The organism is Flavobacterium celericrescens, assembly GCF_011392075.1.
Taxonomy (GTDB): domain Bacteria; phylum Bacteroidota; class Bacteroidia; order Flavobacteriales; family Flavobacteriaceae; genus Flavobacterium; species Flavobacterium celericrescens.
Genome location: NZ_JAAJBV010000003.1, coordinates 1 through 15,518 on the forward strand (window position 1 = coordinate 1; position 15,518 = coordinate 15,518).

A 15,518-nucleotide genomic window follows, 5' to 3' on the forward strand; every position below is an offset into this window, starting at 1 on the left:
GTGCTGTTTCGGTTGTTTTTACTGAAACCACTACAGCAGGTACTTGTGCTAATTCATATACGCTAACACGTACTTGGACGGCTACTGATGTTTGTGGAAACTCCGTATCGGATTCACAAGTAATTACAGTGCAAGACACCACTGCTCCAACATTCGATATGGTAATTCCAGCAGATGTAACAGCAGAGTGTAATGCTATTCCAACAGCTGCAGTGATTACTGCTTCAGATAATTGTGATAGTGCTGTTTCGGTTGTTTTTACTGAAACCACTACAGCAGGTACTTGTGCTAATTCATATACGCTAACACGTACTTGGACGGCTACTGATGTTTGTGGAAACTCCGTATCGGATTCACAAGTAATTACAGTGCAAGACACCACTGCTCCAACATTTACAAGTGAATTACCTAATGATATTAGTGTTTCATGTGATGCTATTCCTGAAGCACAAACTTTATATGCAATAGATTCTTGTGATAATGAAGTCACAATCTCTATGACTGATACAATTAATGCAGAAAATTCAAATTGTGCTGGTCAATACATAATTATAAGAACATGGACAGCAACAGATGATTGTAATAATAGTACAAGTTTTTCTCAAACTATCACTGTTTCCGATACAGCTGCACCAATTATTGTTACGCCTTTAGAAGCCGTTATCAATGTTAGTTGTTCAGAAATACCTGCAACTCCAATTCCTGAATTTACTGATAATTGTTCAGGAATATTTGAAGTAATTCATACTGAAACAACTAATACTATTTCAATCTATCAATATACCATTACACATGAATGGGTTGTATCTGATAATTGTGGAAATGAGGCAACCTTCTCTCAAATTATTAATGTAACCGTAGAAGATCCATTTGATGCTATTCCATATGCAATTTGTACAGAAGAGGAGCCTATAAATTTATTTACTATATTAGACGATTCAATTCCTACAAATGGAACTTGGATAGAGATTACAAATTCAGGTGGATTAGCTGGTAATATTTTTAATCCTGAAAATGTTCAACTTGGCTATTATACTTTACAATATATTGTTTCACAAGAAGATAGTGATTGTCCGATGATATATGAAATCTATCTTAATGTTAATGATGATTGTGTAGTTTTAGCTGCATGTGATATTACCGTTTATAATGCGGTTTCACCAAATGATGATGAGTCAAACGAAATATTATTAATTGATGGTATTGAATGTTATCCTGATAATACGGTTGAAATATACAACCGTTGGGGAATATTAGTTTATGATGAACAAGGCTATGATAATGCATTAAAATCTTTTAAAGGTAAATCTGAAGGTAGAAATACATTTAATAAAAACGAACTTTTACCAGATGGAACTTATTTCTATATTTTGAAATATACGGATGAAGAAAATAAAAAGCATGATAGATCAGGTTATTTATACCTTAACCGTTAAGAATTGAATTATGGCAACTAAAAATATGAACATGATGAAAACATATATCACTACAATTTGTGCATTCATTTTACATGGGTTGTGCTATTGTCAACAGGATTCTCAATATACCCAATATATGTATAATACAGCTAACGTAAACCCTGCCTATGCGGGTTCTAGAGGTACGTTAACTGCTTTTCTTCTACATAGAAATCAATGGGTGGGCTTAGATGGAGCACCTGTAACAAATAATTTTACCGTAAATTCTCCTCTTGGTGATTCAAATTTTGGTATTGGAGTTTCTTTTACAAATGATAAAATTGGACCAACTTCTGAAAACGAAATTTCTGCTGATTTAGCTTATTTTATTCAAATTTCTGAAAATTATAAATTATCTCTTGGATTAAAAGGTACGGCTAATCTATTTAACTTAGATGTCAATAAATTAACTATTTATGATCCATTAGATCCGCAATTTCAAAACGTTGATACCGAATTTTCACCAAACGTTGGCGCTGGATTGTATTTGTTTTCTGAAAATACTTATGTTGGCTTGTCTGTTCCTAATTTCTTTGAAAGTTATCGTTATAACGACAATAATGTTGCTATTACTAAAGAAAAAATGCACTTTTACTTTATTGCAGGTCATGTTTTCGAACTAAATCCAAACTTAAAATTCAAACCAGCATTAATGACAAAAGTAGTTGAAGGCTCTCCTTTACAAGCAGATATTACCGCTAATTTCTTATTATTTGACAAACTAACACTTGGAGCTGCTTATCGATGGGATGCTGCCGTGAGTGGATTAGCTGGATTTCAAATTTCGGATTCTTGGTTTATTGGATATGGTTATGATATGGAAACTACTAAATTAGCTAGATATAATTCAGGTTCACACGAAATATTTCTTCGTTATGAACTTTTCAATAGAACACGCGTTTCTGCACCTAGATTCTTTTAAACGATATGATTATGAAAGCAAAATATACTTTAATTTTACTTGTAGGCATAACACTTTCAGCCTTTGGACAATCTTCTAAATTAAAAACTGCCGATAAAAAATACGACACTTTTTCCTATATCGATGCAATTGAGATTTATGAAAAAGTAGCTGAAAAAGGTTACAAATCTGCTGATTTATTTCAAAAATTAGGAAACGCCTATTATTTCAATGGAGAATTAGATAAAGCCGCCAAATGGTATGGTGATTTATTTGCGCTTAATCAAGAAGTAGATCCAGAATACTATTTTAGATATGCACAAGCTTTAAAATCTCAAGAAAAATATGATAAAGCTAATGAGTACATGGAACTCTTCAATCAAAAAACCAACGATAATAGAGGAAAATTATTTGCCCAAAACAAAGATTATGTAGCTAATATTGATGCTGTTTCAGGAAAATACACAATGGATAAAACTGAAATCAACTCTGAATTTTATGACTACGGACCTTCTTTTTTGGGCGATCAAATTGTGTTTACATCTTCTCGAAGTGAAGGAAATTCTTCTTCAAGAATCCATGATTGGACCAATCAAAATTTTACCGATTTATTTGTAGCCACAATAGATAATAACGGAAAATTAGGTGGTGTTGAAAATTTTTCAAAAGAAATTAACACCAAATTCAATGAGTCATCCCCTATTTTTACTAAAGATGGTAAAACAATGTATTTTACTAGAAATAATTATAATAATGGTAAAAAAGGAAAAAGTGATGATAAAGTTAGTATTCTTGAAAAAATTTATAAAGCCGAACTAATTAACAACGAATGGACAAATATTACAGAACTTCCTTTTTGCAATGACAATTATAAAACAGCACATCCAGCTTTGAGTCCAGATGAAAAAACAATGTATTTTGCTTCTGATATGCCAGGAAGTTATGGAATGTCTGATTTATATAAAGTAACCATTGATTCGAATGGAAATTTTGGAACACCAGAAAACTTAGGAACTACAATTAATACAGAAGGGCGAGAAACTTTTCCTTTTATCGATGCAGACAATACTTTATTTTTTGCCTCTGACGGCCACCCAGGCTTAGGAGGTTTAGATGTATTTGAAAGTAAATTAGAAAATAAGCAATATTCAAAACCGCAAAATATTGGCAAACCAATTAATAGTTCAAAAGATGATTTTGGTTATACCAATAAAGAAAAACTTGGCTTCTTTACATCTAACAGAGAAGGCGGAACTGGATATGATGACATTTACACATTTACTATATGTACACATACGCTAAGTGGATTAATTAAAGATATTGATAATCAACAAATTTTACCAAATTCAAAAGTTGTATTATTTGATGAAAACATGACTAAAATTAGTGAAACAACATCTTCAGATAAAGGATATTATGAGTTCAAATTAGATTGTAATAAAAAATACTTCATTAGAGCTTCTAAAGAAGAATATGAGACTGCTGAAAAAACATTCAATCCTGCAACAACGTCTGGAAAATCGGAATTGGATATAGCATTAAAACGCAATATTATTCCAATTGAAAAAGGAACCGACTTAGCAAAAGTATTGAATATAAGTATCATTTATTTCGATTTAGACAAATGGAATATTCGCCCTGATGCAGCTGAAGATTTAGAAAAAATTATTGCGGTAATGAAACAATATCCTACCATGGTGGTTGACATTCGTTCGCATACCGATTGTCGCCAAACGCATCAATACAATGAATTACTTTCTGATAGAAGAGCAAAATCTACATTAGAGTTTATGGTAAAAAATGGCATCGAGCGCAACCGTTTAACCGCAAAAGGCTATGGTGAAACACAACTATTAAACAATTGTGCCGATGGAGTAAATTGTAGCGAAGAAGAGCATCAAAAAAATCGTAGAAGCGAATTCATTATCATAAAAATGTAAACACCTAAACACACAAAGATAGCAGTTATTTATAAAGAAAATAGCTGCTTTTTTATGTGAAAAATGTTGTATATCTTTGAGATGTTTACTAGTTAGTGGAAATCCAAAAAGAAAATCGAAGTGGAAGACAAAATCCTAAATACATACGAAGAATTATTAAAATTTTCAAATTCAATTTTGAACTTAGGAAGTCCAATAATTGACTCTCGAATTGAAGATTTTGAAAGCAAAATTGAATATAAACTGCCGAAGGATTTTAAATATTTTATTAAAAAAAACAATGGTTTTTCTTTAAGTGTAACAGAAGTATATGGAATTGGAAAAGAGTTTTTGAATTCTTCACTTGATGAAATATATGATTTTGAACATAATGAAGTCGGTAATCCTATGCCAAAATATTTTTTACCATTTTCACCTGATGGGTATGGAAATCATTATTGTATAGATTTATCTCGAATTGAAAATGAGATATGTCCAATTGTATTTTGGCAACACGATTGTAATTATGAAAATATTTCCGAAGTAGAAACTTGTAATAAAAACTTTGTTGAATGGATTAACGAAGTAATGATTGAATGGACTCTTGGAGAATATAATTTAGACGGAACAGAAAAGTAAAAATGGGCTATCCGCTAACACACGTTTAGCGCAATTGCGAATTTTGTAGTAAATTCACGTTTATATTTCGCAAGAAATCTTATCTTAGCAGAAAATAAGCCGTTACGAAGCTCGCAACAGACGCCAAGCGCCGAAACCTTTAACTCACAAAAAAAGCAGCTATTCTCTCAAATAGCTGCTTTTTTTTTATAAACAAACATGAAATCTTATTTTTTAATAAACATATTGGTGTAGTATTTTTTACCATCAGCATCCATTTTGATTGATGCTCCAAAATGTGTATAATTTCCTTCTAAATTAGCTTTATGACTTGGACTGTTTACCCAAGCGGCTACTGTAGATTGAGCTGATGAATAGGCATAGGCAACGTTTTCTCCTACTCTAGCCGCTCCAAGAACTTCTTGTAAATTGGCTTTTCTTTCTTCAAATCCATCATGGTTTACATCATGAATAGCAATCATATATTCATTATGCTCATTTGATTTGTATGAAATATGTTCAATGATTTGTAATGCATTTAATCCAACAGAAACTCTGTAAGCATTTACTTCGTCTAATAATTCTAATTCAGCGGCTGAATGGGAATAATTTTTTTCAGTTTCATTCGAGCCAGAAACACTTTCTGAATCAGATGAACATGAGGTTAATAATGGTAGGGAGATTGTAAGGGCAAAAAAGGTGATCATTATTTTTTTCATAATTTCCTTGTTTAAGAAACACTCTGCCAAAAAATAAAAAAAAATCGACTAAGTGTTTGATTTACAAGACAAATGTACGTAATCGTCGATAACATGCAAATAAAATCGATGAAATACACTAAAATTTAACATATTAACACCTTGTAATTCAAATACTTACAATTTTACTTACAAAAAATAAAAAATCTCGCCAAAGTTTGACAGGATGTAAATGTAAAAACATATAAAATTGATAATCAAGGTGATAATCGTTCAATTTTCCAGTTATAATCTTCTTGTAATTGATATCTTATGCGATCATGCAAACGATTAGGACGACCTTGCCAAAACTCTACTTCAACAGGTCTAACGATAAAACCTCCCCAATGTGCTGGACGAGGAATCTCTTTCCCTTCAAAATCTTTTTCTAATTGCTTTAAATTATTTTCCAAAAAAGTTCTATCCGGAATTACATCACTTTGTGGAGAAACAATAGCTCCAAGTTTACTGCCATCTGGTCTAGAGGCAAAATAATTATCTGAAATATTTGCAGCCGTTTTTTCTGCAATCCCTTTAATAATTATTTGACGCTCAACTGTAGGCCAAAAAAATGATAAACAAATATTAGGATTGTTTAAAATTGCTTTTCCTTTTTCAGAATTATAATTGGTGTAAAAAATGAAACCTTCCTCATTGAACTTTTTGAGCAATACCACTCTTGATTTTGGAAATCCATCCAAACCTATAGTTGAAACGGTCATTGCATTCACTTCATCTGCAGCATTTAATTCTTCTGCTTCATAAAACCATTTATGAAAAAGATTTATAGGGTCATCTGGAATTTGATTTTCCAGTAACTCACTTTTTTCATAGGATTTTCTGTAATTACTTAAATCTTTCATCTTTCTATTTGTAGAATTTGGAAGTACTAAAATACGAATTCTTTGCCATCATCGGCTAAAAGCACATTCTCAAAAATAGTTTTTGCTTCCGTTTTAAATGGATCAATAGAACCATATCTTGTAGAATAATGTCCTAAAATTAAATGCTTTACATTGGCAAGCTTAGCAATTTGTGCAGCTCCTTTTGCTGTAGTATGCTTGGTTTTTTCAGTATAATGCGCTTCTGAATCTAGAAAAGTTGCTTCGTGATACAATACATCTACATCTTTTATAATCGGTACAATCGATTCATCATACAAAGTATCGCTACAAAAAGCATAACTCATTGTAGCATCTGGAGGCAATGAAAGTAATTCATTATCAATTACTTCACCAGAATCTAAAGTCACACTTCCACCCGATTTGATTTTATCAAAATAACATTTTTCTATTTTATATTTTGCAACGGCTTCAATATTCAAATGACGTTTTCCTACTTTTTCCTGAAACAAAAATCCGTTCGTATACACACGATGATTTAGTGGAATAGTTTTTACAATTACCGTCTCGTCCTCAAAAATGACTTCACTTGCTGTAGATTCTAATTCATGAAAATATAAATTATATCCAGTAAACGAACCCGAAGCGCGTAATTGCAATAAAATAATTTCTTTGATTCCTTTTGGACCATAAACATGCAAATCATTTTCGCGATTTAGCAACATAAACGTTGAAATCAAACCGATTAATCCATAAAAATGATCACCGTGTAAATGGGAAATAAAAATATGATTAATACGAGAAAACTTGATTTTATGCTTGCGCAATTGCACTTGCGTTCCTTCGCCACAATCAATTAGAAACAAATGGTTTTTCATCTCTAAAACTTGTGATGTTGGATTTGTTATGGTTCTTGGGGTGGCTGCATAACAACCGAGTATTTGTAGTTTCATTTTTTAGTGTTCAGTCGCAGTTTTCAGTCGCAGTTACTGAATACTGTAAACTGAGACTGTAAACTTTTATTAAAATCCTAAATCGCGTTCAATTTCGTCCATTTCAATCATATCGTGGGCTTCTAAGACAGATGGAACTACGTTTAAATAATTAGGCACTTTATCAAAATCAACTGCATCAGAAACTATAATCATTGATTTTTTTGCCTCTTTATGATTTTTTGCCAATTCTTTAAAATGAACTAAATCTCCATTGGAAATTGCTTTGTCATGCGATAAGTCCAAAATTAAATTTTGACTTTGAAATACATGATATTCATTGGTAATCTTGCCCACAAAAGCTTCAATATTATTTTGCGTGTCTTTGATGATAGTGGTATGTCCTTTTTGATCGACTTTCATTTGTTGAATTTCTGATTTTATGCTAAGATACTAATTTTTAATCTTACTTGCCAATAAATAAATCACTGCCATACGAACCGCTACTCCATTTTCTACTTGCTCCAAAATAACCGATTGTTGTGAATCAGCTACATCTGAAGTAATCTCCACACCTCTATTAATTGGTCCCGGATGCATAATTACAATTTCTTTATTTAGCGAATCTAACAATTCTTTAGTTACACCATATTGCTGTGAATATTCTCTTGTAGTTGGGAAATAGCTCACATCTAAACGCTCATTTTGAACGCGTAACATATTTGCTACATCACACCATTCTAAAGCTTTACGTAAATTTGGCTCAACTGTTACTCCAAGTGATTCAATGTATTTTGGAATTAATGTTTTTGGTCCGCACACTTTCACTTCTGCGCCTTGCATTTGTAAAGCAAAGATATTGGACAAGGCTACTCTTGAGTGTAAAATATCGCCAACGATTACGATTTTCTTTCCGCCTACATCGCCTAATTTTTCTCTAATCGTAAAACTATCCAATAAGGCTTGAGTTGGATGTTCGTGTGCTCCATCACCAGCATTTACAATACTTGCCTTTACATTTTGTGATAAAAAATGAGCAGCTCCTGGGCTACTGTGACGCATCACCACCATATCTACTTTCATAGATAAAATGTTGTTAACCGTATCAATTAAAGTTTCTCCTTTTTTAACAGAAGATTGTGCTGCTGAAAAACTAATTACATCCGCAGAAAGTCGTTTTTGAGCTAATTCGAAAGATAATTTAGTTCTTGTACTGTTTTCAAAGAAAATGTTGGCAATCGTAACATCTCGTAAAGATGGTACTTTTTTGATGGGACGATTGATAACTTCTTTGAAATGGTCAGCCGTTTCGAAGATTAAATCAATATCTTGTTTGGTAATATATTTTATTCCGATTAAATGATTTACTGATAATTCTTTCATTTATATGTAGTTGTGTGTTTGTAGTTATGTTATTTTGTGATTAGATAAACGGCATCTTCTCCATCGTTTTCAAGCCATTTTACTAATACTTTTTCGTTGTTTATAGCATCTACTTGTCTTCCTCTATAATCAGGTTGAATAGGTAAATGACGGCTAAATCTTCTGTCAATTAAAGTTAATAATTCTACTTCTGATGGTCTTCCAAAGGATTGAATCGCTGTTAAAGCAGCATTGATACTTCTTCCAGTATATAAAACATCATCAATAAAGACTACTTTTTTATCTTCAACTAAAAAATCAATTTGGGTTTTGTTAGCTTCCAATGGTTTTTCGCCTCTTCTGAAATCATCACGAAAGAACGTAATATCTAAAAATCCCAATTGAATGTTGGATACTTGATACTCTGATTCTAAAATTTGTTTGATTCTTTCGGCTAAAAATTTACCTCTAGGTTGTAAACCGATTAAGATAGTATTTGAGAAATCTAAATGATTTTCAATTAGTTGACAAGCTAATCGATGCAAGATAATGTGTACTTCTTTTGAAGTGAGCAAAACTTTTTGACTCATAGTGTGTTGTTTGTACAAATTTAGAATTTATATTTCTAATAGCAATTGTAATGTAAAAAAAATCCCGTTACTAAAATTAGCAACGGGAATGATATTAAGAATACATTTTTTGTCTCAATTCTTTGATTTTATCATCTTCTAAATATTCATCGAATGTCATGTATCTGTCGATAGCACCATTTGGTGTTAATTCTAAGATTCTGTTGGCAACTGTTTGCGCAAATTCGTGGTCATGCGTTGTAAATAAAACCGAACCTTTGAAATTATTTAATGAATTATTAAAAGCCGTAATCGACTCTAAGTCTAAGTGATTCGTTGGTTCGTCTAACATTAATACGTTTGCTCTAATCATCATCATTCTTGACAACATACAACGTACTTTTTCTCCTCCAGATAAAACGTTACATTTTTTTAAGGCTTCTTCTCCAGAGAAAATCATTTTTCCTAAGAATCCACGAACATAAACTTCATCACGTTCTTCTTCTGTTTTTGCCCATTGACGTAACCAATCTACCAAGTTTAAATCAACTCCATCAAAAAACTCATGATTTTCAACTGGCAAATACGATTGTGTTGTAGTAATTCCCCAATCAAATGTTCCTGAATCAGGTGTCATTTTATTATTTAAGATTTCATAAAAAGCGGTTGTAGCTCTCGAATCTTTAGAGAAAACTACAATTTTATCGCCTTTCGCCATGTTTAAATCTACATTTTTAAACAACGTTTCACCATCTATAGAAGCTGCTAAATTTTGTACATTTAAAATTTGATCTCCTGCTTCTCTTTCTGTATCAAAAATGATGGCTGGATATCTTCTGCTTGAAGGTTTAATCTCGTCTAAATTTAATTTTTCAATCATTTTTTTACGAGAAGTAGCTTGTTTTGACTTTGCTACGTTTGCACTAAAACGACGGATAAATTCTTCTAATTCAGCTTTTTTCTCTTCAGCTTTCTTATTCTGTTGTGCTTTTTGACGGGCTGCTAATTGCGAAGATTCGTACCAAAACGTGTAATTTCCAGAATAATGTGTGATTTTTCCAAAATCAATATCCGAAACGTGTGTACAAACCGCATCTAAAAAGTGACGGTCATGAGATACAACTAATACTGTGTTTTCATAATTCGCTAAGAAATTCTCTAACCAACCAATGGTCTCAAAATCCAAGTCGTTGGTAGGCTCATCCATAATCAACACATCTGGATTTCCAAATAAAGCTTGTGCTAATAACACACGAACTTTTAGCTTTCCGTCCAAGTCACCCATTAATGTATAATGATGTTCTGCTCCTATTTCTAAGTTAGACAACATTGTAGCCGCATCACTTTCTGCATTCCAACCGTTCATTTCGTCAAATTGCAATTGCAATTCTCCGATTCTGTTGGCATTTTCATCTGTATAATCGGCATATAAAGCATCCATTTCAGATTTAATAGCATGCAATACTTTATTTCCCATCAAAACTGTTTCTAAAACAGTATATTCGTCAAATAAGTTGTGATTTTGGTTTAAAACCGACATACGTTTTCCTGGCTCAAGAATAACTCTTCCTGAAGTTGGCTCCATCTCTCCAGCAATGATTTTCATGAAAGTAGATTTCCCAGCACCATTGGCTCCAATGATTCCGTAGCAGTTACCTTGTGTGAAAGTTGTATTTACTTCATCGAATAAAATTCGTTTCCCAAATTGAACCGATAAATTTGAAACTGTTAACATTTTTGTATTTTTTTATAAAACTGTTGCAAAAGTAGTAAAAATAGTAGATTTTTGAACGCTTTATTTAGAATAAATATAGGTTTATTTTAACTGAACATTAACAAGCTAGTTTGAATATATCCAATACATTTGTTTTAGAAATTAATAATCTATTGAATGATTAAGAATTACATAAAATATTTTTTGCCCTTATCTATTGTTGTATTTTCTACTTTAACCTCTTGTAAAAAGACATTTGAAGCAGAAAACTATGTGGCATATTTTGGTGGCGAAGTACAAAATCCTCAATCAAAGTTTGTGCTATTTCTTAAAGATAACGAAGTTATTGATACTATTTATTTAGACAAAAACAATCGTTTCATGCACAAGTTTGACTCTTTAGCTCCTGGTTTATACACTTTTAAACACGAGCCAGAGTATCAATATGTTTATTTTGACAAAAACGATAGTTTAATGGTTAGAATGAATGCATTCGATTTTGATAACTCAATCGTTTTTTGTGGTCGTGGCGATGAAAAGAACAATTTCTTAATGGAAATGTATCTTAAAAATGAAGAAGATAAAGCTACCATGTTTGATGTTTTTGATCGAAATGTAAAATCATTTATAAAAAATATTGATTCAAGTTTTGCAATTCGTAAATCTTTTTATTTAAAAAGACGTGCAGAAATTGGTTGGGATGAAAACTTTGATGCAGTTGCAAAAGCTAGTTTAGATTTTCATCATATTACAAAAAAAGAAATCTATCCTTACGCACACCAATTCAGAACAGGCGAAAACATAAGAACTTCTTTACCGTCCGATTATTATACTCACAGAAAAGAAGTTGATTTTGAAAATAATAATTTGACTAATTTTTCTCCTTTTATAAAGTATATTAGTGTGATGTTGAATAATATTGCTTTTGAAAAAAACAAAGGTAGTATTGATGAAAACTCAATAGAAAACAACATTGAAAAACTAAACATTACCGATACACTAATCAAAAACAAAAAGGTAAAAAATGTTGTTCTTAATAACGTTGCTCTTATGTACTTGTTAGAAGATCAAAACATGTACAACAACCAAAAATTTATTGAGCGTTATTTACAACTTTCTACAGACAAAGAACAACAAAAAGAAGTAACCGAGATATATAATTCGGTACAAAATTTAAAAGTTGGCAATCATTTACCAATTATTGATCTTGTTGATGCCAACAATCAAAAAGTAGATTTAAAGGCTACAATTACAAAACCAACAGTACTTTATTTTTGGACAACTCATGCAGAATCACACTTAGTAATTGCTCATGATAAAATTAAAGAATTAAAAGAAAAATATCCAAACTACAATTTCATAGCCATTAATATTGATGATACCCAGCCTAACTGGAATAATGCCTTAAAAAAATATAAACTTAGCCCAACAAATGAATTACATGCAGTAAATTTTGAAGCAATTAGAAAGAAATGGGTAATTACTAAAGTGCATAGAATCATTATCTTAAATAATGATGGTACGATAAAAAATGGTTTTGCAAATTTATTTGACATGAATTTTGAAAACAATTTGAAATAAAAAAAGCGTTCTGAAATTCAGAACGCTTTTTTTTGTTTTATATACTTCAGAAATTATTTATTTCCTTTTTCGTAATCCGCAATAAACTGAGCAATTCCAATATCAGTTAATGGATGTTTTAACAATCCAGTAATTGATGATAAAGGTCCGGTCATAACGTCAGCACCAATTTTAGCACAGTTAATAACGTGCATGGTATGACGCACAGAAGCTGCTAAAATTTGAGTTTCAAATCCGTAGTTATCATAAATTTGACGAATTTCATCAATTAAATTTAAACCATCTGTAGAAACATCATCTAATCTTCCTAAGAAAGGCGAACAATATGTTGCTCCCGCTTTTGCCGCTAATAAAGCTTGTCCAGCAGAGAAAATTAAAGTTACATTCGTTTTAATTCCTTTATCAGAGAAATATTTACATGCTTTTACACCTTCTTTAGTCATAGGTAATTTCACTACGATTTGTTCGTGTAAATCAGCTAACTCCTCACCTTCTCTAATCATTCCTTCTAAATCCATTGCATTTACTTCTGCACTTACATCACCGTCAACAATGTTGCAAATATCTACGTAATGTTTTAGGATGTTATTTTTTCCTGTAATGCCTTCTTTAGCCATTAACGATGGGTTTGTAGTAACGCCATCTAAAATTCCTAATTCTTGTGCTTCTTTAATTTGCTCTAAATTAGCTGTGTCAATAAAAAATTTCATCTTTTTTAAATTTTAATGTATTGTGTGTTGTTTTGAAATGCAAAAGTAAGAAATCAAAATGCAATGGCAATGACAATTTCAAAAATCAATTTCAAAAACAAAATAATTCATTTAAACAATTGATATTGAACTTGATATTGAATTTTGATATTGTTAAAGCTTATAATGATTCATCAACATTTTTTCATACACCGTATCCGGTAAAATGCGTTTTAGAACAATAGAAAACTTTTGCATGAAAGCCCCAACTTTATAATGTACTTTTGGTTTATCGGTTTGAATGATAGCAAAAATTGCTTCTGCCATTTCGTTTGGATTACTGCCGCTATCTACGTGTGAATCCATTTCTTTTAAGGTATTTCCGTAAGGAACTTCGTAGGCCGAACCTTTAACCACCGGAGCATGAAAACGTCCTGCTGCTATGTTTGTAGCAAAATCGCCTGGAGCTACATTAGTAATTTGAATTCCGAAGGATTTTACTTCCATTCGTAACGCTTCGGTGATTAATTCTAAAGCGCCTTTTGAAGCGGAATAAATGCCACGATAAGGCAATCCCATATAACCTGCAATTGAAGTAATATTGATAATTAAACCCGATTTTTGCGCACGCATTTGAGGTAAAACCGCTTTCATCACTTCAATTGGACCAAATAAATTCGTTTCGAAATTATTTCGGATTTCCTCTGTTGGGATTTCTTCAATTGGCCCTGTAATTCCTACTCCAGCATTATTAATTACTATATCTAAGCGTCCTGATTTCTGAATCACTTCTGCTACGCAATTTACAATACTTTGCTTATTGCGAACATCCAATGCTACCAATGGAAATATCGAATTTGCAATTTTTTCAGGATTTCGACTTGTACCATATACTACAAAACCTTTTTCATGCAAAAACTCGCCAATTGATTTTCCAATTCCTGAGGAACCACCAGTAATTAATACTACTTTGCTCATGATATTAAATTTGAATTGCAAATGTATTTAAAAAAAACACAACAAACTATACCAATTAAATAAGAAGAAATCGTGAGTTTTTTCATAATTTTTAATACATTAGCAGTCTCAAATTATTCAACACTAAATCATGAAAAATACAGCGTTAACGCACATTCACGAAAGTTTAGGAGCTAAAATGGTTCCATTTGCAGGATACAATATGCCTGTGCAATATGAAGGAGTAAATGCAGAACACGAAATCGTTAGAAATGGCGTAGGCGTTTTTGATGTTTCTCACATGGGAGAATTTTTCTTAAAAGGAGAAAACGCATTAGCATTAATTCAAAAAGTAACCTCAAATGATGCTTCAAAATTAGTTGATGGAAAAGCGCAATATTCTTGTTTACCAAATAACGAAGGTGGAATTGTTGACGATTTAATCGTATATAAAGTAGCTGACAATCACTATATGTTGGTTGTAAATGCTTCAAACATTGAAAAAGACTGGAATTGGATTTCATCTCACAATGATTTAGGAGTTGAAATGCAAAACCTTTCAGATGACTATTCATTGTTAGCAATTCAAGGACCTAAAGCTGCTGAAGCAATGCAATCATTAACATCAATTGATTTAACAAATATGGGATATTATACATTCCAAATTGGTGATTTTGCAGGCAAAAGTGATGTAATTATTTCAGCAACTGGATATACTGGTTCTGGCGGATTTGAAATTTATTTTAAAAACGAAGACGCAGAATACATTTGGAATAAAGTTTTTGAAGCGGGTGAAGCATTTGGTATTAAACCAATAGGATTAGCTGCTCGTGATACATTACGTTTAGAAATGGGATTCTGCTTATATGGAAATGATATCAACGACACTACATCTCCTTTAGAAGCTGGATTAGGATGGATTACTAAATTTGATAAGGAATTTACCAATTCTGAAAATCTTAAAAAGCAAAAAGAAGCTGGTGTTTCTAAAAAATTAGTTGGTTTTGAAATGATTGAAAGAGGAATTCCTCGTCATGACTATGAAATTGCTGATGCAGCTGGAAATGTTGTAGGAATTGTAACTTCTGGAACACAATCACCATCCATGGGAATTGCTATTGGAATGGGATATGTACCAACAGCTTTAGCTACTCCAGATTCTGAAATTTATATCAGAATTAGAAACAAAGACATTAAAGCGAAAGTGGTTAAAATGCCTTTTTATAAAAAATAATCGCTT

General features: G+C 31.8%; 15 protein-coding genes. 6 read left to right on the forward strand and 9 right to left on the reverse strand.

What is annotated here, in order from left to right; translation table 11 throughout:
- The 4 genes from G4L40_RS04815 to G4L40_RS04830 form a co-directional block, all read left to right on the forward strand.
- Positions 1–1,436 (forward strand): gliding motility-associated C-terminal domain-containing protein (locus G4L40_RS04815; protein WP_166236028.1); only part of this gene is annotated, 1,436 nt, incomplete at its 5' end.
- A gap of 34 nt (positions 1,437–1,470) precedes the next feature.
- A complete protein-coding gene (locus G4L40_RS04820) occupies positions 1,471–2,379 on the forward strand; it encodes a PorP/SprF family type IX secretion system membrane protein (RefSeq protein WP_166236368.1) in 909 nt (302 codons plus the stop codon).
- An 11-nt stretch (positions 2,380–2,390) separates the two neighbouring features.
- Positions 2,391–4,298 (forward strand): OmpA family protein, encoded by a 1,908-nt coding sequence (locus G4L40_RS04825; RefSeq protein ID WP_166236029.1) that lies wholly within the window; start codon positions 2,391–2,393, stop codon positions 4,296–4,298.
- A gap of 120 nt (positions 4,299–4,418) precedes the next feature.
- Positions 4,419–4,916, forward strand: a complete 498-nt coding sequence (locus G4L40_RS04830; protein WP_166236030.1) for an SMI1/KNR4 family protein — start codon at positions 4,419–4,421, stop codon at positions 4,914–4,916.
- 206 nt (positions 4,917–5,122) lie between these two features.
- Here G4L40_RS04830 and G4L40_RS04835 read toward each other — a convergent pair whose 3' ends face one another.
- The 7 genes from G4L40_RS04835 to G4L40_RS04865 form a co-directional block, all read right to left on the reverse strand.
- Positions 5,123–5,614, reverse strand: coding sequence for a CAP domain-containing protein (locus G4L40_RS04835; RefSeq protein ID WP_166236031.1), 492 nt, complete (start codon positions 5,612–5,614; stop codon positions 5,123–5,125).
- Between the two features lie 236 nt (positions 5,615–5,850).
- Positions 5,851–6,495: a pyridoxamine 5'-phosphate oxidase gene (pdxH, locus tag G4L40_RS04840; RefSeq protein ID WP_166236032.1), complete on the reverse strand. Its 645-nt coding sequence runs from the start codon at positions 6,493–6,495 to the stop codon at positions 5,851–5,853.
- 26 nt (positions 6,496–6,521) lie between these two features.
- Positions 6,522–7,427 carry a ribonuclease Z gene (locus tag G4L40_RS04845; RefSeq protein WP_166236033.1) on the reverse strand — a complete coding sequence of 302 codons (906 nt, stop codon included), beginning with the start codon at positions 7,425–7,427 and terminating at the stop codon, positions 6,522–6,524.
- Between the two features lie 69 nt (positions 7,428–7,496).
- On the reverse strand, positions 7,497–7,829 hold the full coding sequence (locus G4L40_RS04850) for a ribonuclease Z (protein ID WP_166236034.1): 333 nt from the start codon (positions 7,827–7,829) through the stop codon (positions 7,497–7,499).
- 30 nt (positions 7,830–7,859) lie between these two features.
- The gene (locus tag G4L40_RS04855) at positions 7,860–8,789 is read right to left on the reverse strand and encodes an aspartate carbamoyltransferase catalytic subunit (RefSeq protein WP_166236035.1); all 930 of its coding nucleotides are present in this window, start codon (positions 8,787–8,789) and stop codon (positions 7,860–7,862) included.
- Between the two features lie 29 nt (positions 8,790–8,818).
- Positions 8,819–9,358, reverse strand: a complete 540-nt coding sequence (gene pyrR, locus G4L40_RS04860; RefSeq protein ID WP_166236036.1) for a bifunctional pyr operon transcriptional regulator/uracil phosphoribosyltransferase PyrR — start codon at positions 9,356–9,358, stop codon at positions 8,819–8,821.
- 94 nt (positions 9,359–9,452) lie between these two features.
- Positions 9,453–11,072, reverse strand: coding sequence for an ABC-F family ATP-binding cassette domain-containing protein (locus G4L40_RS04865; RefSeq protein WP_166236037.1), 1,620 nt, complete (start codon positions 11,070–11,072; stop codon positions 9,453–9,455).
- Positions 11,073–11,228: 156 nt separating this feature from the next.
- Here G4L40_RS04865 and G4L40_RS04870 point away from each other — a divergent pair, with 156 nt between their 5' ends.
- Positions 11,229–12,632, forward strand: coding sequence for a TlpA family protein disulfide reductase (locus G4L40_RS04870; protein ID WP_166236038.1), 1,404 nt, complete (start codon positions 11,229–11,231; stop codon positions 12,630–12,632).
- Positions 12,633–12,685: 53 nt separating this feature from the next.
- On the opposite strand, the gene fsa is transcribed toward G4L40_RS04870, so the two are convergent.
- Both fsa and G4L40_RS04880 read right to left on the reverse strand, forming a co-directional pair.
- Entirely contained in the window at positions 12,686–13,342 is a 657-nt protein-coding gene (gene fsa, locus G4L40_RS04875; RefSeq protein WP_026726663.1) for a fructose-6-phosphate aldolase, read from the reverse strand.
- Between the two features lie 153 nt (positions 13,343–13,495).
- Complete coding sequence (locus G4L40_RS04880) at positions 13,496–14,299, reverse strand: SDR family oxidoreductase (RefSeq protein ID WP_166236039.1); 804 nt, start codon at positions 14,297–14,299, stop codon at positions 13,496–13,498.
- 130 nt (positions 14,300–14,429) lie between these two features.
- Here G4L40_RS04880 and gcvT point away from each other — a divergent pair, with 130 nt between their 5' ends.
- Positions 14,430–15,512 (forward strand): glycine cleavage system aminomethyltransferase GcvT, encoded by a 1,083-nt coding sequence (gene gcvT / locus G4L40_RS04885; RefSeq protein ID WP_166236040.1) that lies wholly within the window; start codon positions 14,430–14,432, stop codon positions 15,510–15,512.
- The last annotated feature ends 6 nt before the right edge of the window (positions 15,513–15,518 follow it).

Coding starts and splice junctions, on each gene's coding strand:
- G4L40_RS04820 (WP_166236368.1), top strand. CDS start 1,471: ATGAAAACATATATCACTACAATTTGTGCATTCATTTTACATGGGTTG.
- G4L40_RS04825 (WP_166236029.1), top strand. CDS start 2,391: ATGAAAGCAAAATATACTTTAATTTTACTTGTAGGCATAACACTTTCA.
- G4L40_RS04835 (WP_166236031.1), bottom strand. CDS start 5,614: ATGAAAAAAATAATGATCACCTTTTTTGCCCTTACAATCTCCCTACCA.
- pdxH (WP_166236032.1), bottom strand. CDS start 6,495: ATGAAAGATTTAAGTAATTACAGAAAATCCTATGAAAAAAGTGAGTTA.
- G4L40_RS04845 (WP_166236033.1), bottom strand. CDS start 7,427: ATGAAACTACAAATACTCGGTTGTTATGCAGCCACCCCAAGAACCATA.
- G4L40_RS04850 (WP_166236034.1), bottom strand. CDS start 7,829: ATGAAAGTCGATCAAAAAGGACATACCACTATCATCAAAGACACGCAA.
- G4L40_RS04855 (WP_166236035.1), bottom strand. CDS start 8,789: ATGAAAGAATTATCAGTAAATCATTTAATCGGAATAAAATATATTACC.
- pyrR (WP_166236036.1), bottom strand. CDS start 9,358: ATGAGTCAAAAAGTTTTGCTCACTTCAAAAGAAGTACACATTATCTTG.
- G4L40_RS04865 (WP_166236037.1), bottom strand. CDS start 11,072: ATGTTAACAGTTTCAAATTTATCGGTTCAATTTGGGAAACGAATTTTA.
- G4L40_RS04870 (WP_166236038.1), top strand. CDS start 11,229: ATGATTAAGAATTACATAAAATATTTTTTGCCCTTATCTATTGTTGTA.
- fsa (WP_026726663.1), bottom strand. CDS start 13,342: ATGAAATTTTTTATTGACACAGCTAATTTAGAGCAAATTAAAGAAGCA.
- G4L40_RS04880 (WP_166236039.1), bottom strand. CDS start 14,299: ATGAGCAAAGTAGTATTAATTACTGGTGGTTCCTCAGGAATTGGAAAA.
- gcvT (WP_166236040.1), top strand. CDS start 14,430: ATGAAAAATACAGCGTTAACGCACATTCACGAAAGTTTAGGAGCTAAA.